We start from the raw sequence: 18,042 nt of genomic DNA, 5'->3' as shown, positions 1-18,042 counted from the left end.
ACCCTTCCGCCATGCCTGCCACCCCAACGGCCCGGATCATCGACCCGTCGATCACCCTTTCCCCGTTGCCTGGTGCCGGGCAGCTGAATCCACCGGATGGCAGCCACGTGGATGTGTTGATCATCGGCAGTGGTGCCGGCGGCGGCACCCTGGCGCGGCACCTGGCTGGCAGCGGCCTCAAGGTGCTAGTGCTGGAACGCGGCGACTGGCTCCCCCAGGAACCGCAGAACTGGAGCGCCGAAGCGGTGTTTCAGCAGGGTCGCTATGTGTCTGCGGACACCTGGCACGACAAGCACGGCAAGGCCTTTCAGCCCGGCAGCCACTACATGGTGGGAGGCGCCACCAAGATGTACGGGGCCGCCCACTTCCGCCTGCGCGAGGCCGATTTCGGCGAGCTGATTCACCACGACGGCATCTCACCGGCCTGGCCCCTCCCTTACGACGTCTTCGAGCCCTATTACCAGCGCGCCGAAGAACTGTTCCACGTGCATGCCCAGCAGGGGGAAGATCCAACCGAACCCCGCCGCAGTGCCCCCTATCCCCACCCGCCGATTGCCCATGAGCCGCGCATGCAGAAGCTGGTCGACGACCTGCGTGCCGCCGGCCTGCGCCCCTTCCACGCCCCCAGCGGGGTGATGCTCGATGAGGCCAACCTGCCCTTCAGCCGTTGCCGCAAGTGCAACCGCTGTGATGGATTTCCGTGCCTCGTGCATGCCAAGGGTGATGCGGACGTGGTTGGCATCCGGCCGGCCTTGGCCGATGCGAACGTGTCGCTGCTCACCCGCGCCCATGTGCAGCGGCTGCTCACCGATGCCAGTGGTGGGCGGGTCACGGCGGTGGAAGTTCTGCGCGATGGCGAGCCGATGCGCTTTTCCGCCGATGTGGTGGTGGTGAGTTGCGGCGCCGCCAACAGCGCCCGGCTGCTGCTGATGTCTGCCAACGACCGCCACCCGGCCGGCCTGGCCAATGGCTCCGGGCAGGTGGGGCGCAACTACATGTTCCACAACAGCAAGGCCCTCGTGGCCCTGGCCCATGAACCCAACACCACCGTGTTTCAGAAAACGGTGTCGATCAATGACTGGTATCTGGGCTCTGAGGCGTTTCCCTACCCGATGGGCAACATCCAGATGACCGGCAAGACCAGCGGCACGATCATGAAGGGCTATGCCCCGCTTGAAACCTTCCTGATGCCCGGCTGGAGCATGGACCAGATCGCGGAACATGCACTGGATTTCTGGCTGAGCAGCGAGGATCTCCCCGACCCTGAGAACCGCATCACCGTGAACAAGGAGGGGGCGATCACCCTTTCCTACACCCCCAACAACCAAACGGCCAGCGCCAAGCTTGAGCATAATCTTCGCGGCTTGCTGGATTCTCTCTATCTGAAGAATCACCTTGTGGAGCGGCAGATCTACGTGAAATCCAGCATGGCGATTGCCGCCGTGGGCCATCAGGCCGGCACCTGTCGCTTCGGCACCGATCCCACCAGCTCGGTGCTCGACCTTGATTGCAAAGCCCACGAGCTCGATAACCTCTACGTGGTGGACACCAGCTTCTTCCCCAGCATCGGCGCGGTGAATCCCTCTCTCACCGCCATCGCCAACGCCCTGCGGGTGGGCGATCATCTCATCGCCCGGCTGCAGGGATGATCCGGCCGGTGTCAGCCGAAGCTGAGCATCAGGGCGTCGCGAATCAGGAGTCCGTCGAGGGAAAGGGCGCCACCACCGGCTCCGATCAGCACCAGGCACATCACCACATACATGGCGGCCTTTTCCCAGCTGGGCGGTTCCCCCACGCCCATGGGGCCGGCATAATCCCCGGGCGGAATCTGATAGGGGTCGGGGGCGATGAAGGGGGTGCCCGCTAGAACCTCCAGCACCATGGCATACCCCATCGACACCAGAATCGCCAGGGCGGCCAGCGGCGTTAGCAGACCGGCGATCAGGGCGATACCGCCCGCCCACATTGAGAACGCCGAAAGAAAGCACAGCCAGCGCGGTGTTTTCAGGGCGGTTGCCCAGGTGGTGAGGTTGCGCAGCTTCGGCCAGCCGTGGCGGATGAAGGCGATGCCGGTGAACACCCGCAGCAGCGTCAGCACCGCTTCACTGAGGGGAGAGGGACCGATGGGTACCAGGATCTCCACGATGTCCACGGCCACGGCAGCTCACGTGCGTCGGTGCCTCAACGTAACCAAGGCGGCCTGCGCGGCTGCCGGGCTTCAGGGAGCGCTGACGCCAGCGGCTTCCACAAGCAGCAGCTCGTGGCCATCGGGATCGGCCAGCCGCAACGCCCGCCTGCTCCCGCCGGCCCCCGCTTCCAGCGCCATCAGGCCGGGCGGCAGCACCCGACCCCCGAACGCCGCCGCGCTGGCGGCGATGCGATCAAGGCCGCTGGCCGCCAGGCGGATCTGCCAGTGGGCCAGGTCCTGCGGCGCCTGATCCATCAGTCGCGGGCGCCCCTGGTTGGGGGGCAGATAGCCGAGGGTTTCAATGCCCATGCCTGCCGCGCAGCGCAGGGGCGTGATCTGCACCCGCACCTCGCTCAGCCCATCGAGCCGGTCCTGCTCCAGTCCGCAGTTTTCGCCGCTGGGCAGTGCCTTCAGGCCGAGCAGGTTGCTGTAGAAGGAACGGCTGCGGGCGGTGTCGGCGATGGCGATGGCGCTGTGATCGATGCCGAGCAGCTCATCGCCCGCGGCCGGCCGCGGGCGATGCCAGCGGGGATCCCCCTTGCCGTCGGGAAACTGCAGCAGCTCCAGGTTGTGGCCATCAGGATCACGGAACTTGAAGGCCCAGATGCCGGCGGCGGCGGTGTTCCACTCGGGCAGCCGCTGCGGCGCCGCTGATACTGCCGTGATTGCGCCAGCGGCCAGCAGGGGCTGCAGCCGGGCGTGGCTCGCCGCCAGATCCGCCGTGACCAGGCAGAGGTGCTGAAACCAGAGATCACAGCTGCGTGAATCCGGGGGCAGCGGCCGCCCCGGGCGCTGCCCCGGGCCAGGATCGAGCACTTCGATCAGATCCAGCCGCTCCTCGCCCAGCCCCAGCTGCACCCGTTGCAGCCGTCCCTGCGGCAGCCCGAACAGAGCGGCCTGGGGCCCGCCCTCCACCCGCTCCTCAGCCAGCCGGATGAAGCCAAGCGACGCGCAGAAGAAGGCGGCGCTGCGCTCGGCACTGGCACAGGTGATCGCCACCGCTTCGATGTGGGGGCCAGAGCTGACCAGGGGGGGCGTCATGAGCCAGTGCTGCCCACGGGGCCAGCAGGCTGTGCGGTGCTCCCCGGGCGCTGCAGCACGATGCTCAGCACGCCGCCGAGGGTGATCAGTGCGGTGCCGGCCCACACCGCCAGGGTGGGCGTCTCTGCGAACCAGATCCAGCCGATCAGGCCGGCGAACACCACGGACGAATACTGAAAGGCGCCGATCGCGCCGGGTTCGGCATAGGTGTAAGCCTTGATCAAGAGAAACTGAAAGCAGGCCAGGCATACGCCGGAGGCCAGCACCGTGAGCCATTGGCTGGTGTCCAGCCCGCTGAGCAGTGCACCGGCCTGTCCCTCCGGCCGCAGCGGACCAAGGATCGCCAGGGTGGAGCCGACGCTGCCGATGAGCAGGAAATAGATCATCTGGGTGAGCGGCGCCTCGGTGCGGTCGAGCCGCTTCACGGCCAGGAACTCCACGGCGCAGAGCAGGCCGGCAGCCAGGCCCAGCAGATCGCCGGGGCGGGTGAGCAGGGAGGCGTTGGGCTGCACCACGATCACCATGCCGGCAAAGCCGATGGCGAGGCAGCCCCACAGAGCTCTGGGCACCTGCTGGCCGAGCACCAGCAGACCCAGCAGCGGGATGAACAACGGCGTGGTGTTCAGCAGCACATTGGCGTTGACCAGATTCACCAGTCGCGCGGCGGTAATGAACAGAAAGAACCCCGCCAGCCCGGTGCAACTGCGCAGCAGGTGCAGGAGTGGCACGGATGTGCGCAGATCACGGCCACCGCGCCACAGCACCCAGGGCAGGATCAGTGCCAGGGCGATCACGAAGGTGAGCCAGGTGAACGGCACGGGCCCCATGCCACTGCCGAGCGCTTTGCCGAAGGCGCTCTGGGCGGTGTTCGCCAGAAAGGCCAGCACCAGCAGGGCGGCGCCCAGCAGCAGTGAACGCATTGAGCCGGAGGCCTCCTGCGGGGGTGTGGATGGAATCACATTCGCCACGGCGTTCAACCCTTCCCGTTGGGCCCATGCTTACCTTCAAAGCTGCCCCTGTCACCCATGGATTCCGTGACCAGCACCACCAATCCAGACGCCATCCGCACCCTGGCCAAGCTGCTTGAAGGCAAGGTGGCGATCGTGACCGGCGGCAACAGCGGCATCGGCAAAGCGATTGTGGAAGCCCTGGCGCACCGCGGCGCCAAGGTGGTGATCGACTACCGCTCCCATCCTGAGGCCACCGAAGAGATCGAGCGGGAGATCGGCGCGTTCGGTGGCAGCAGCTTCGGTGTGCAGGCTGATGTGTCCAAGCTGGATGATCTTCAGCGCTTGGTGGATGCTGCAGTGGCGAAATACGGGCGCATTGATGTGATGGTGAACAACGCCGGTATCGAAACGCGCACCTCCATTCTCACCACCACCCCCGACGACTACGACAAGGTGCTGGATGTGAACCTGCGTGGCGTTTTCTTCGCCACCCAGTACGCTGCCAAGCAGATGATTGCCCAGGGCGGCGGCGGCCGCATCATCAACATCTCCTCGGTTCACGAAGACTGGCCCATGCCCAACAACACGCCCTACTGCCTCGCCAAGGGCGGCGTGCGCATGCTCACCCGCACCGCCGCCCTCGAGCTGGCTCCCCACGGCATCACTCTGGTGAATGTGGGTCCGGGGGCCGTGGCCACTCCGATCAACGACGCCACGATGAAGGATCCGGAGCTGATGGCCAAGCTGGATGCCGCCATCCCGCTGGGCCGCATGGCCCAGCCGGAAGAGGTGGCCAAGGTGGTGGCTTTCCTCGCCAGCGACGACGCCAGCTACATCACCGCCACCACGATCTTTGCCGATGGCGGCATCATGCAGAGCAGCCCGGGTCTGTAGCGGCAGAGCCCTCCGGCACACCCTCCTCAAAGCGCGGTTCTCCCATGATCAGCAGGGAGCCGCGCTGCCGGGCGGCGATCGCCCACAGCCATTTGACCAGCAGGCTCACCCGGTTCTCGTTGGCGGGCATGAAGCCCAGGTGGGCCACGCCCCAGATCAGCCAGCCCAGCGGGCCGTCCACGCGCCAGCCGCGCAGGTCGGCTTCGGCGTGCAGGCGCCCCAGGATCGCCATCGAGCCGAAATCCACGAAGCGGAACGGCGCCTGCGGGCGGCCTTCCAGCCCGGCCCGCAGATCACGGGCCACCCAGCTGCCCATCTGCACCGCCACGCTGGCCAGCCCCGGCAGCGGGCTGGCGCCCGGGCTGGGGGCATAGGCGCAGAGGTCACCCACCACTCGGATCTCGGGATGGCCTGGCACGGAGAAATCCGCCTCCACCGGCACCCGGCCGCCCCGGTCGAGGGGCACGCCGGTGGCCTCAGCCAGCCGGGCACCCAGTGGGGACGCCTTCACCCCCGCCGTCCAGCACACCGTGGCCGCCTCCCGCACCTGCTCGCCAGCGGCGGTGCTGATCGTGACCCGCCCCGGCTGGATCGCCTTCACCCGGCCCCCCAGCAGCACCTCCACGCCGATGGATTCCAGGAAGCGCCTGGCGCCGGCGCCCAGATCGGGATGCATGCCCCGCAGCAGGCGATCGCCGGGATCCACCAACAGGATGCGGGTGTCTTCGGGATCGAGCTGGCGGAAATCCCTGGCCAGGGCGTGGCGCAGCAGCTCCGACACCGACCCCGCCAGCTCACAGCCGGTGGGTCCGCCCCCCACCACCACCACCGACTGCAGCAGGCGCCGCTTCTCCGCCTCGGGCGTCTGCTCCGCCTCCTCCATTGCCAGCAGCAGCCGCTCGCGGATCTCCAGGGCGTCTTCCAGCTGCTTCATCGGCGGGGCGATCGCCTGCCATTCGTCGTGGCCGAAGTAGGAGCTGCCGGAACCTGCCGCCAGGATCAGGTGGTCGTAGCTGAAGCGGCGCTCGTTGAACACCAGCTCCTTCGCCTCGGCATCGATTTCCTTCACCTCCCCCATCAGCACCTGCACGTTGCGCTGCCGCCCCACCAGCAGCCGCAGCGGCACGGTCACATCCCCCGGAGCCACCAGCCCGGTGGACACCTGATACAGCAGCGGTTGGAACAGGTTGTAGTTGCGCTTGTCGATCAGCGTCACGCGAACATCGGCGCCGGCCAGGGCTTTGCACGCCGACAGCCCAGCAAAACCCCCTCCCACGATCACCACATGGGGTCGCCCGCGCAGAGCTTCAGCCGGCGGCTCCAACTCCAGAAAGAAGCGCTCGCGTGGCATGGCGGTGGCAGGCCGGACGGTCGCAGCCTATTCAGGTCGCATCGGCGTGGATAGGCGCCCAGGACGTTGGTGCGAAGAACAGAGCAGGGCCGCGTGCTGACGTGCCGTCAAGCGCCCAGATAGCTGGCGCGCAGTTCGTCGTCTGCGAGCAAGGCAGCGGCAGAGCCGCGCAATTGCACTGTGCCAGCTTCGAGCACCACGCCACGGTCGGCGATCGCCAAGGCCGCTTGGGCGTTCTGCTCGACCAGAAGGATCGTGAGGCCCTGGCTGTGCAGAGTGTGGAGCACCGCCATCAGTTCCTCCACCAGCCTGGGGGCGAGTCCAAGGCTTGGCTCATCCAGCATCAGCAATTCCGGCCGTCCCATCAGGGAACGGGCGATCGCCAGCATCTGTTGCTCGCCCCCCGAGAGGCTGCCGGCCGGCTGGCGGCGCCGATCAGCAAGCCGCGGAAACAGGCTGTAGCACCAGTCGAGGTCGGATTGGATCGCCTTGGCATCACGCCGCAGGAAGGCCCCCAGTTCCAGATTGGTGGCCACGCTCTGGCGCGCCAGCACCCGGCGGCCTTCCGGACAATGGCCGATGCCAAGGCGCACCGTGGCTTCGGTGGACAACGAGGCGAGCGACTGACCCTTCCATTCCACCGATCCCGCGGCAGCATCCACCAATCGCGAGATGGTGCGCAGCGTGGTGCTTTTGCCGGCGCCGTTGGCACCGAGCAGCGCCACCAGCTCGCCGCTGTGGAGTTCGAGGTTCACATCGCCGAGGGCCTGGATCGCCCCGTAGCGCACCGTGAGCCCCCGAAGGGCCAGCAGCGGCGTGGGTCCGCCTGGCGGAACCCCGTTCATGTCTTGCTCCCCAGGTAGGCCTCGATCACCAGTGGATCGTTGCGTACCTCGGCGGGGGTCCCTTCAGCGATCCGCTGCCCGAAGTTGAGCACGGCAAGGCGGTCGCACAGGCGCATCATCAAGGGGACGTGGTGCTCGATCACGAGCACGGTGAGATCGAAGTGCTGGCGCAGCCGCTGAATCAGATCGGCGAGTGTGGCTTTTTCGGCCGGATTCATGCCGGCAGCCGGCTCATCGAGCAGCAGCAACCTGGGGCCGGTGGCCAGTGCACGGGCCATCTCCAGCCGGCGCCGCAGCCCATAGGCGAGGCTGTCGGCCGGCTGGTGCGCCAGGTGATCGAGCTCCAGCAGTTCCAGCAGCTCATGGGCTCGCTGACGCAGCTGGCCCTGCTGGCGGCGGAAAGCAGACCGGTTCAGCAGGGCGCCGAGCAGAGGTGCTCTGTCGGCGCTATGCAGTCCCACCAGCACGTTATCGAGGCAGCTGAGCGGTCCGAACAGGCGCAGGTTCTGAAAGGTGCGGGCGATGCCCAGCCGGTTCACCCGTTCCGGCGGCAAGCCGTCGATGGCGGCACCGTGCCAGAGGATGCGGCCCGCATCGGGGGGCGTCAGCCCGGAGATCAGGTTGAAAAGAGTGGTCTTGCCAGCTCCGTTCGGTCCGATCAGCCCGGTGATCGACCCGGCTTCCACCTGCAGCGACACGCGGTTCACGGCGATCAGCCCGCCAAAACTCCTGGTGACCGCCTCCAGTTCCAGCAGTGGTGTGCCGATCATGCCGAGGTGCTTTTTTTGGGCGTTGGCAGTGGCAGGGCGTGAACCAGGGCCGCCAACCGTTCTGGTGTGATCAGGCCCTGCGGCGCCAGGATCGGGCCCACCAGGATCACCAGACCGAACACGATCAGGCGCAGATCCCCCACCGGCCGAAGCAGTTCCGGCAGTGCGGTGAGAAAGAGGCCACCCAGCACCGGCCCGAGCCAGGTGCGTGAACCCCCGAACACCACGAAAGCGAGGGTGGTGATGCTGGCATCGAAGCTGCCTTGGCGGGCGTTCCAGGTGTTGAGGAAATGGGCGGCCACCACCCCGGTGAGAGCTGCGATCGCGGCGCTCAGCACAAAGGCGCTCAAGGCCACCTGAGCCGTGGGCACTCCCATGCAGCGGGCGGCCAGTTCGTCCTCCCGCATGGCGGCCATCGCCCGTCCCAGGCGCATCTGCTCCAGCCGGGCGCACAGCCAGCAGCAGAACGCCAGGAGAAGCGCCGTGCAGATCAGATAGCCCTGCGGGCCGTTGAACGGTTGTGGGATCGCGAAGATGCCCACCGCACCACCACTCCAGCCGGCGTTGAGGTTCACCACCCGCAGAATCTCCACGAGGGCGATCGTGGCGATCGCCAGATAGATGCCCCGCAGCTGGAGCACCGGCCGGCCGATCAGCAGCGCCAGCCCTGTGGCCAACCCTGTCGCCAGGACCATTTCCAGCAGCAGCGAGGGCAAGGGATAGAGCGCTCCGTTGCCGGCCAGTGCTGGCCAGCGCGTGGAAAGCAGTGCGGCCACATAGCCGCCGATGGCATAGAAGCCCGGGGTGGCGAGTGACAGTTGACCCGCACGCAGCGGCAGGTAGACCGAAAGGGCGAGCAGAGCGCCCAGCCCCATCTGCACCAGCAGGGAGAGGTCGCTCACACCTTGCTGATCAGGGTTTTGCCCAGCAACCCCTGGGGCCGAAGCAGCAGTACCGCGAACAGGAAGGCATAGGCAACCCCGTCTTTGTAGCCGGAGAAGTCGGCAGGCACGAGGGCCTCGGCCAGGCCAACCACCAGGCCCCCCAGCATCGCTCCGGGCACACTGCCCAGGCCGCCAAGCACCAGAACCCCGAGGGCCTTGATGCCGAAGCCGATCCCGAAGTACGGCCCGGAGATGCTCACGCTCAGCCCCACCAGCCCACCGGCCACGCCGGCGAGAAAGCCGCTCAGTGCAAAGGCGAGCTGGATCATGGCCCCGGCATTGATGCCCAGCAGCCTGGCGGTGTCTGGATCTTCCGAGACGGCCTGCAGAGCCTTGCCCATGCGACTGCCTTCCAGCCAGAGCGTCAGCGTGACGAGCACGATGGCAGCCACCGCCATCAGCAGCAGTTGCACGGAGCGCACCTGGGCTGCTCCGATCCGGATGGTGGCCGGCAGCTCTGCCAGGGTGGCGGCGGGGATCGAATAGCTTTCGGCGCCCATCAGCAACTGCACCACATTCACGATCACGACCCCAGCGCCCAGGCTGGAGATGAGATAGAGAAGCGGCTCGGCCCGCCGCTGGCGCAAGGGTGCAAAAGCGGTGGCTTCCACCAGCACGCCCATGCCGGCGGCGCCGACACCGGCAAGCAGCAGGGCCAGCCAGAAGGGCAGGGCAAAGGGCAGCTGGACGCCTGCGAGCAGGCCATTGGAGCCCACGCTGCCGCCGATCAGCAGATACGTGAAATAGGCCCCGAGCGTGAACAGGGCCCCTTGCGCGAAGTTGATCACCCCGAGCACCGAGAAGACCAGCGTGTACCCGAGGGCAAAGAGGGCATAGACGGCCCCACTGGCCAGGCCATTGAGCAGCACCTGCAGCAGGTGATCCACGGTGTCGCTCAATCGAGCAAGGCGAAGCGCCCGCTTTGCCCGCCTGGAATCATCTGCACCTGTGCAACGTAGAAGCGCTTCTGAACCACTTCGCCCTCTGGGGTGAAGGCGATCTCACCCAAGGGTGTGTCGTAGCGACCGGCCAGCAGTTCCTTCATCAGCTCCTGGCGCACCTCCGTCAGCGGCCGGCCGTTGATGGGCGAACGGCGGTTCAGCCCTGTGATCGCTTCGGCCACGACCTGATACGCGGTGAAAGCCTGGGCAGTGAGCTGGGGGGGAATGGCGCCACCAGAGGCCTCCTTGAAGAGCTTCACGAAGGCCGCGTTGGTGGCTGTGTCCAGCTCCGGGCTGTACGCCTGTGCGATGAGGATCCCGTCGCAATAGATCTGGCAGATCGGATAGATGTTCGGGGTGTTCATGCCGTTGCCCACCACGACGCGGCCTTTGTAGCCGAGCTCCCGCAGCTGGCGGATCAGGTTGCCGCCATCGACGGCCTGGGCCGAGATCACAATCAGATCAGGCTTCAACCGCAGCGCCGCAGTGATCTGGTTCTGAAAATCCTGGTCGTTCAACTGGGTGCGTTGCACGGTGACCGGTTTCAGCCCCTTTGCCACCAGGGCGTTCTGGAAGATCTCGGCTTCAGAGGTGCTGTAGGCGTCGTCCTGGGCGAAGAACACCGCTGTGCGCCGGATCGTTGGATCCTTCTTCAAGGCGGCTTCGATCGCCAACGGAGCAATCACAGCGCTGGAGGCTGAAACGCGGCTGATGAAGCTGCCGATCTGCGGAATGCCCTTGGCGGTGTTGGAAGGCGCGACGACAGGCACGCCGCGGCGCTGGGCGATCGGGGCGGCGGCAAAGGCTTGCTGGGAGAGGGTGGGACCGATCAGGGCCACCACACCGGCATCGATCAGGAGATTGAAGGCCTGACTGGCTGCCTGCTCATCACCACCTCCATCCTCGATGGTGAGCTGGATCGGCACACCCTTTCCCTTGAACCAGCGTTCGGCGAGCTTGAGGCCCAGCTGTTGGTCCTGCCCGTAGACGTTCGCGTTGCTGGTGAGAGCCAGCACCGCTCCCACCGGCACCCCCTTGTTGACATCGAGAGGCTTGTCGGAGGTGGTGGCCTCACAGCCAGCCACCCCCAAGGTGAGCCCGATCATCGCCAGCAGGAGGCGGCGGGAGGGGTAAAGGCGCCTATGCATGCCGATCAGGCGATGGCAGCGAAGGCGGCTCGGAAGGCTTCGAGGGTGGCGTCGATGTCCTCCTCGCTGTGGGCCAGCGAGGTGAAGCCGGCTTCAAAGGCGCTCGGCGCCAGGTAGACGCCGCGCTCAAGCATGGCGCGGTGCAGCTTGCCGAAGCGCACGGTGTCGGAGGCTTTGGCGTCTTCGAAGTTGCGCACCGGCCCGTCGCAGAGGAAGAAGCCGAACATGGCGCTGATGCTGCCGCCGCAGATCGGCAGGCCCGCATCCCTGCCGGCCGCCAGGATGCCGGCGATCAGCCGCGAGGTGGTGGCCTCAAGTTTCTCGTAAGTGCCTGGCTGGCGCAGCAGTTCGAGGGTGTGGATGCCGGCGGTCATCGCCAGCGGGTTGCCGCTCAACGTGCCCGCTTGATACATCGGCCCGGCCGGCGCCACCATGGCCATGATGTCGGCGCGGCCGCCGTAGGCGCCCACCGGCAGTCCGCCACCGATCACCTTGCCCATCGTGGTGAGATCGGGGGTGATGCCGAAACGGGCCTGGGCACCGCCATAGCTGATGCGGAAGCCGGTCATCACTTCATCGAAGGTGAGCAGAGCCCCGTTTTCGGTGGTGATCTCGCGCAGACCCTCCAGGAAACCGGGTTCGGGGGGCAGGAAGCCGGCATTGCCCACCACCGGCTCAAGGATCACCCCGGCGATTTCACCAGGGTTCTCAGCGAAGAGCCGCTTGACCGCTTCCAGGTCGTTGTAGGGGGCGGTGAGCGTGTTGGCGGTGGTGCTGCGCGGTACGCCGGGGGAATCGGGCAGGCCGAGCGTGGCCACGCCCGAGCCCGCCTTCACCAGGAACATGTCGGCGTGGCCGTGGTAGCAGCCCTCGAACTTGATCAGCTTCTCGCGGCCGGTGAAGGCCCGCATCAGCCGCAGCACCGACATGCAGGCTTCGGTGCCGGAGTTCACGAACCGCACCATCTCCACGGAAGGGACGGCATCGACCACCATCTGGGCCAGCTGGTTCTCCAGGGCACAGGGGGCGCCGAAGCTGGTTCCTTTGCCCAGGGCGTTGCGCAGCGCGCCGATCACCTTGGGGTGGGCATGGCCGCAGATCGCCGGCCCCCAGGAGCCGATGTAATCGATGTAGCGGTTGCCGTCCACGTCCCAGGCGTAGGCCCCCTGGACCCGATCGAAGACGATCGGTTGGCCGCCGACGGAACGAAAGGCCCGCACCGGAGAGCTCACCCCTCCGGGCATGAGCTTCTGGGCAGCGGCGAAGAGTTCCTGGGAACGGCTGGTGTTCAGGGCAGGAACTGACACAGGGGCCGAGGTCAAGGCGCGATCCGCAGACGGTTGAGAACGGCGCGACAGCGCAATGCCGCTCGGCCGATCTCCATCCTGACTCAAGATGTGTCAGTGCGGTGGTTGCCGCCTCTGCTCGGTAAGGTCTTGTTGGCCGAGGGCCATGAGCCTGGTGTCACAGGCCCATCCCTGCTGGCCTGCCGGCCGCTCTGCCCGCCCAGCGTCCCCACCTCCAGGCCGTCATCCAGGCCGAAACCCCGTGAGCCTGCCCTGGTCCACCATCGAACGTCAGCTGCGCCGTCTGCTCCCGGCGCGTGCCGTGGTGGCCCGGCGCCAGGAACTGCTCACCTACGACAGCGACGGTCTCACCCTGCATCGCCATGAGCCGCCGCTGGCGGTGTTGCCGGAAACCACCGAGCAAGTGGCGGCGATCCTGCGCTGCTGCCATGCGCTGGGGGTGCCGTTCGTTGCCCGTGGCAGCGGCACGGGGCTGTCAGGCGGCGCCGTGGCGGAGCAGGAGGCCCTGCTGGTGGTCACCAGCCGCATGCGTTCGGTGCTGGCGATCGACCTCGACAACCAGCGCATCACCGTGCAGCCCGGTGTGATCAACAGCTGGGTCACCCGCGCGGTGGCGGGCGACGGCTTCTACTACGCCCCCGACCCGTCCAGCCAGGTGGTGTGCAGCATCGGCGGCAATGTGGCCGAGAACGCCGGTGGCGTCCATTGCCTCAAGTACGGCGTCACCAGCAATCACGTGCTGGAGCTTGAAGTGGTGCTCCCCGACGGCACGCTCACCCGGCTGGGGGGGCCGCTGGCAGAGCTGCACGGTCTGGATCTGCGCGGCGTGTTCATCGGCAGCGAAGGCACCCTGGGCATCGCCACGGCGATCACCCTGCGCCTGTTGCCCCAGACCCCCAACGTGCAGGTGCTGCTGGCCGATTTCGTCACGATGGAGGCAGCCGGTGAAGCAGTGCGCCGGGTCACGGCCGCCGGGGTTCTGCCGGCGGGGATGGAGATCATGGACAACTTCACGATCAACGCCGTCGACGACCTCTTCGGGGTGGAGGAGTATCCGCGCGATGCAGCGGCGGTGCTGCTGATCGAGCTCGACGGCCAGGCGCGGGAAGTGGCAGCCGCGGTGGCTCTGGCCAGCGACCTGTGCAGTGAGGCCGGGGCCCGCTCCATCCGCCAGGCGGAGCAGGAAGCCGACCGGGCCCAGCTGTGGAAGGGCCGCAAATCGGCATTCGCGGCGGTGGGGCGCATCACCCCCACCTATTACGTGCAGGACGGGGTGGTGCCGCGCAGTGCCCTGCCTTCGGTGCTGGCGGCGATCGAGCAGTTGAGCCGCCACTACGGCTTGCCCGTGGCCAATGTGTTCCACGCCGGCGACGGCAACCTGCACCCGCTGATCCTTTACACCGCAGGCGAGCCCGGCGTACAGGAGAAGGTGCAGGCCCTCGGCGCCGAGATCCTGCGGCTCTGCATTGAGGCGGGTGGCAGCATCACCGGGGAGCACGGTGTGGGCGCCGACAAGCGCTGCTATCTCGATTGGATGTTCTCCCACGACGACCTCGACACCATGCAGCTGGTGCGTCGCGCCTTCGACCCGCTGGGGCGGGCCAATCCCGGCAAGATCTTTCCCACGCCCCGCAGTTGCGGCGAGTCGTCCCGGCGGGTGGCGGTGCTGCGCGAAACGCCTGCCCACAACGGCGCTGCGGCCACACTGCCGCCACCGGAGCCAAAGTCCGCCCCCCGGCTGGCCGACGGCCAGCCGGGCTTGCTGGAACGCGAGGCCGTCGAGCTGTTCTGAGCTCAGCTGTTCTGAAATGCTCTGATTGTTCTGAACCCGGCTGTCCCGGCTGGAGCTCCTTCCCGCGCGTTCAGGCGCCCTTGCCAAGCTCCTGCTCGATCGCTGCCACCTGCAGGCGTGTGGTGATCACCGCATCGGGGTTGAGGCTGATCGAATCGATTCCCTCCTCCACCAGGAAGCGGGCGAAGTCGGGGTAGTCGCTGGGAGCCTGGCCACAGATGCCGATGCGGCTGCCACAGCGGTGAGCCGTGCGGATCGCCAGGCGGATCATCTCCTTGACGATCGCGTGCCGCTCATCGAACAGATCCGCCACCAGCGCGGAATCCCTGTCCAGCCCAAGGGTGAGCTGGGTGAGGTCGTTGGAGCCGATCGAGAAGCCATCGAAGTGCCCGGCGAAGGCTTCGGCGCCGATCACGTTGCTGGGCAGTTCGCACATCACATACACCTGCAGGCCGTGGCGGCCCCGCACCAGCCCATGCCGGGCCATTTCGGCAAGCACCCGCTCGCCTTCCTCCGGTGTGCGGCAGAACGGCACCATCGGGATCACGTTCGTGAGCCCCATCGCCTCCCGCACCGCCTTGAGCGCCTGGCATTCCAGACCGAACGCCTCCCGGAACGCTTCGGCGGTGTAGCGGGAAGCGCCCCGCCAGCCCAGCATCGGGTTCTCCTCGTGGGGCTCGAAGCCGCTTCCCCCGAGCAGACGGGCATATTCGTTGCTCTTGAAATCCGAAAACCGCAGGATCACCGGTCGTGGATGGAAGGCGGCGGCGATGCGCGCCATGCCCTGGGTGAGCAGGTCCACGTAGTAATCGGCGGGGTGGGCATACCCCTTGGTGCGCTGCGCGATCGCCTCGCGTTCACCGGCATCGGCCACCAGCTCCGGCTTCAACAGCGCCATCGGATGCACCTGAATGTGGTTGGCGATGATGAACTCCAGCCGGGCCAATCCCACCCCGTCCACAGGCAGAGCCGCCTGCTGGAACGCCTGCTCTGGATTGCCCACATTCACCAGGAGGCGGGTGCGGGTAGGAGGCAGCTCGGAGAGTTCCTGTTCCTCCACATGAAAGGGCAACGCGCCGCGATAGACCCGGCCCGCATCTCCTTCGCAGCAGCTGGCGGTGATCAGATCGCCATCGGCGATGCGGCTGGTGGCCGTGCCACAGCCCACGATCGCGGTGATCCCCATCTCGCGGGCAATGATCGCTGCATGGCAGGTGCGGCCGCCCTGATTGGTGATCACACCGCTGGCTTTGCGCAGGATCGGCTCCCAGTCGGGGTCGGTGCGCTCTGTCACCAGCAGATCCCCCTGCTCGAAGCGGTTGATGGCATCGGCGCTGGCCAGCACCCGGGCCACACCGCTGCTCACCGAGGCTCCGATCGCCCGCCCCTCCACGATCAGTTCGGCCTGATGGGGATCCAGTTGCCAGCGTCGCAGCAGGGTGCCCGAACGCCGCGACTGCACCGTTTCCGGCCGGGCCTGCAGGATGAACAACCTGCCGCTGAGGCCATCCTTGGCCCACTCGATGTCCATCGCGGTGGGAACACCGTGCAGGGCGCTGTAGTGCGCCTCGATCACGCAGGCCCAGCGGGCCAGGGTGAGCACATCAGCGTCGTCGATGGCGAAGCGTTCACGCTCTTCCGCCGGCACCGGCACGTTGCGGGTGTCCGTCTCGGCGTACACCATGCGCAGCTTCTTGCTGCCGAGCCGTCTGCTCAGGATCGGCGCGTGCCCCTGCAGCAGGGTCGGCTTGAAGATCAGGTATTCATCGGGGTTCACTGCCCCCTGCACCACGTTCTCACCAAGGCCATAGGCGGCGGTGAGCAGCACCGCCTCACGGAAGCCACTCTCGGTATCAATGGTGAACATCACCCCTGAGGCCGCCAGATCGGAGCGCACCATCGTCTGCACGCCGATCGACAGAGCCACCGCGTCGTGGGCGAAGCCGTTGATCTGCCGGTAGGAGATGGCCCGATCCGTGAACAGCGAGGCGTAGCAACGGCGGCAGGCCGCCAGCAGGGCGTCGATGCCCTGCACATTCAGAAAACTCTCCTGCTGCCCGGCGAAGCTGGCTTCCGGCAGATCTTCAGCGGTGGCACTTGAGCGCACGGCCACCGAAACTGGAACCGGCAACGAGCTGTCAGTACCGCCCGTGCCGCCCGTGCCGGTGCTGCGCGCGCCGCTGGCGCTGCTGTCACGATCACCGGCACTATCCTCATTCAGCTGCTGGTAGTGCTGACGGATCGCTTCCTCCAGCGGCGGCGGCAGGCTGGCGTTCAGCACGAGTTGTCGCGCGGCGGCGCCACTCGCCTGCAGGGCCGCCAGATCGCTGGCATCGAGGCCATCGAACAGGTCGGCAAGCCGGGCCTCCAGTCCGTTGTGGGCGAGCAGCAGGCGGTAGGCCGCCGCCGTGGTGGCAAACCCGCCGGGCACCGCCACCCCTCGGGGCCCCAGCTGGCGGATCATCTCCCCCAGGGAGGCGTTCTTGCCTCCCACCTGGGCGATGGCGTCAAGGCCGACGGACGCGAGCGGCACCACCAGGAGATCGGGGCTGGCCATCGCAGGTGCCTGACCCATCACGATCTCCGCTCATCCTTTGAGCCTAGGAAGGGGGGGTGTTCCCAGCTGCAGGCAGGGGAGTCAGTCGCAGTTCGGCACTCGGTGCGCTGCCCTCGCCCAGATCCAGTTGGCTGGCGGCGCCCTTGAGCGCCGTGCGACCGCCCTGCCGCCGGCTTTCGATCGCAGCGCAGAGGGCCCGGGGTTGTGCCTTGGGGTCGAGCCAGGCCATGTCCCACGGCGCGGTGTCACCTGGGCGACGGGCGGTCACGGCCGCCAGCTGGCCGGTGTCGTACCCGGTGGCTTCCACCAGGCTGGGCACATAGTTGTAACGGCGCTGAAAGTTGGCGGCGAAGCGGTTCCAGCCGGGCCCGCGGCTGAGCGGATCCACGCCGAGCTGGGCGTTGGCCAGCGGTTCCGTGGCCGGAAACGGCCACACCAGGGTGAGATCCGCAGGCCAGCGCGCTTCTCGCACCGCCTTGGCCAGCGGGCTGGTCGGTGCTGTCATCACCACCAGGGCCTCGGGGCGGTAGTAGTCCACGTCGTCCACCAGGCGGGTGATGGTGCGGGCATCGGGATCGGCGATCTCCTGGCTTCCCTCCTGATAACCCACCACCCGGCCGCCGTCGCCGCTGAGCGAGGCCACGAAGCGATTGGCCAGGGCGATCTGCTCACTGCTGCCGTCGTGGATCACCATCACGCGTGAGCGTTTCTCCTCGATCAGCCCTTTGGCGAGGCGATCGGCCTCCAGGCTGCGCGCCGGCAGCACCGGCCAGAGCCGGTCGGCGCCGGCAAGGCTGGGCAGGCCGTTGAGGGAGCTGCCCCGCTGCAGCGGCAGCAGCACGGTGAGGCCCAGCTCCTGCGCCAGCAACCCATACGACACGAGGGACACCGCCGGCGGCGCGATCAGCAAGCCGGGCAGCGGCCGCACCATGAGCGCCGCGCGCGGGTCCTGCTCCGGCGGCAGCCAGCCGAGTTGGAGCGTGGGCGGCTTCACCCCGCAGACGCGTGCCTCTTCCATGGCCAGCGCGTAGCCGCGGCGCAGGCCGTCACCCACCCCTGCCAGCAGCCCTTCAGGTGTGAGCAGCATCAGCACATCGCTGCGGATCGGTGCGCTGGCAGCGAGGCCCTGCAGCCCGAGCAGGGCGGCCACCACACCGGCACCCATCCAGAAGAGGTGGCGGCGAGGAGGTGGTTCAGCACCGGAGCCGGACGCGGACTTCCCCGGGGACATGCGGGTTTCCATTCAGCCGGTGAACACTAGGAGGGTTGTGCTCCACCGCCATCCTTGGTTGCGGTGCCGCCAAGGTTGCCCGC

The 18,042-nt window shown here is 67.3% G+C and carries 15 protein-coding genes; 3 read left to right on the top strand and 12 right to left on the bottom strand.

What is annotated here, in order from left to right; translation table 11 throughout:
* The first annotated feature begins 11 nt into the window (after positions 1–11).
* On the top strand, positions 12–1,649 hold the full coding sequence (locus KQ303_RS12770) for a GMC family oxidoreductase (RefSeq protein ID WP_259730577.1): 1,638 nt from the start codon (positions 12–14) through the stop codon (positions 1,647–1,649).
* Positions 1,650–1,660: 11 nt separating this feature from the next.
* Here KQ303_RS12770 and KQ303_RS12765 read toward each other — a convergent pair whose 3' ends face one another.
* The 3 genes from KQ303_RS12765 to KQ303_RS12755 all read right to left on the bottom strand — a co-directional run bounded on the left by KQ303_RS12765 (position 1,661) and on the right by KQ303_RS12755 (position 4,149).
* Positions 1,661–2,152 (bottom strand): DoxX family protein, encoded by a 492-nt coding sequence (locus tag KQ303_RS12765; protein ID WP_399233771.1) that lies wholly within the window; start codon positions 2,150–2,152, stop codon positions 1,661–1,663.
* 66 nt (positions 2,153–2,218) lie between these two features.
* A complete protein-coding gene (locus KQ303_RS12760) occupies positions 2,219–3,229 on the bottom strand; it encodes a VOC family protein (protein WP_259730575.1) in 1,011 nt (336 codons plus the stop codon).
* Positions 3,226–4,149 carry a DMT family transporter gene (locus KQ303_RS12755; protein WP_259730574.1) on the bottom strand — a complete coding sequence of 308 codons (924 nt, stop codon included), beginning with the start codon at positions 4,147–4,149 and terminating at the stop codon, positions 3,226–3,228. The genes KQ303_RS12760 and KQ303_RS12755 overlap by 4 nt, the downstream gene beginning before the upstream one ends.
* 105 nt (positions 4,150–4,254) lie before the next feature.
* On the opposite strand from KQ303_RS12755, the gene KQ303_RS12750 reads away from it, so the two are divergent.
* Positions 4,255–5,073, top strand: a complete 819-nt coding sequence (locus tag KQ303_RS12750) for an SDR family NAD(P)-dependent oxidoreductase (protein ID WP_255100773.1) — start codon at positions 4,255–4,257, stop codon at positions 5,071–5,073.
* On the opposite strand, the gene KQ303_RS12745 is transcribed toward KQ303_RS12750, so the two are convergent.
* The 7 genes from KQ303_RS12745 to hemL all read right to left on the bottom strand — a co-directional run bounded on the left by KQ303_RS12745 (position 5,048) and on the right by hemL (position 12,379).
* Positions 5,048–6,424 (bottom strand): NAD(P)/FAD-dependent oxidoreductase, encoded by a 1,377-nt coding sequence (locus KQ303_RS12745; RefSeq protein WP_259730573.1) that lies wholly within the window; start codon positions 6,422–6,424, stop codon positions 5,048–5,050. The genes KQ303_RS12750 and KQ303_RS12745 overlap by 26 nt on opposite strands.
* A gap of 107 nt (positions 6,425–6,531) precedes the next feature.
* A complete protein-coding gene (locus KQ303_RS12740; protein WP_259730572.1) occupies positions 6,532–7,269 on the bottom strand; it encodes an ABC transporter ATP-binding protein in 738 nt (245 codons plus the stop codon).
* A complete protein-coding gene (locus KQ303_RS12735; protein ID WP_259730571.1) occupies positions 7,266–8,039 on the bottom strand; it encodes an ABC transporter ATP-binding protein in 774 nt (257 codons plus the stop codon). The genes KQ303_RS12740 and KQ303_RS12735 overlap by 4 nt, the downstream gene beginning before the upstream one ends.
* The gene (locus tag KQ303_RS12730; protein WP_259730570.1) at positions 8,036–8,941 is read right to left on the bottom strand and encodes a branched-chain amino acid ABC transporter permease; all 906 of its coding nucleotides are present in this window, start codon (positions 8,939–8,941) and stop codon (positions 8,036–8,038) included. Before KQ303_RS12730 ends, KQ303_RS12735 begins: the two co-directional genes overlap by 4 nt.
* A complete protein-coding gene (locus KQ303_RS12725) occupies positions 8,938–9,882 on the bottom strand; it encodes a branched-chain amino acid ABC transporter permease (RefSeq protein ID WP_255139853.1) in 945 nt (314 codons plus the stop codon). Before KQ303_RS12725 ends, KQ303_RS12730 begins: the two co-directional genes overlap by 4 nt.
* Entirely contained in the window at positions 9,879–11,072 is a 1,194-nt protein-coding gene (locus KQ303_RS12720) for an ABC transporter substrate-binding protein (RefSeq protein ID WP_259730569.1), read from the bottom strand. Before KQ303_RS12720 ends, KQ303_RS12725 begins: the two co-directional genes overlap by 4 nt.
* A 5-nt stretch (positions 11,073–11,077) precedes the next feature.
* Complete coding sequence (hemL, locus tag KQ303_RS12715; protein ID WP_259730629.1) at positions 11,078–12,379, bottom strand: glutamate-1-semialdehyde 2,1-aminomutase; 1,302 nt, start codon at positions 12,377–12,379, stop codon at positions 11,078–11,080.
* A gap of 241 nt (positions 12,380–12,620) precedes the next feature.
* Here hemL and KQ303_RS12710 point away from each other — a divergent pair, with 241 nt between their 5' ends.
* Positions 12,621–14,171, top strand: coding sequence for an FAD-linked oxidase C-terminal domain-containing protein (locus KQ303_RS12710; RefSeq protein ID WP_259730568.1), 1,551 nt, complete (start codon positions 12,621–12,623; stop codon positions 14,169–14,171).
* A gap of 70 nt (positions 14,172–14,241) precedes the next feature.
* Here KQ303_RS12710 and ppsA read toward each other — a convergent pair whose 3' ends face one another.
* Positions 14,242–16,746, bottom strand: a complete 2,505-nt coding sequence (ppsA, locus tag KQ303_RS12705; protein ID WP_259730567.1) for a phosphoenolpyruvate synthase — start codon at positions 16,744–16,746, stop codon at positions 14,242–14,244.
* A 25-nt stretch (positions 16,747–16,771) separates the two neighbouring features.
* The gene (locus tag KQ303_RS12700) at positions 16,772–17,959 is read right to left on the bottom strand and encodes an ABC transporter substrate-binding protein (RefSeq protein WP_259730566.1); all 1,188 of its coding nucleotides are present in this window, start codon (positions 17,957–17,959) and stop codon (positions 16,772–16,774) included.
* Between the last annotated feature and the right edge of the window lie 83 nt (positions 17,960–18,042).

It is taken from the genome of Synechococcus sp. CS-1333 (genome assembly GCF_025128015.1).
Classification (GTDB): Bacteria; Cyanobacteriota; Cyanobacteriia; order PCC-6307; family Cyanobiaceae; genus MW101C3.
This window is presented reverse-complemented; position numbering and strand designations above follow the sequence as displayed.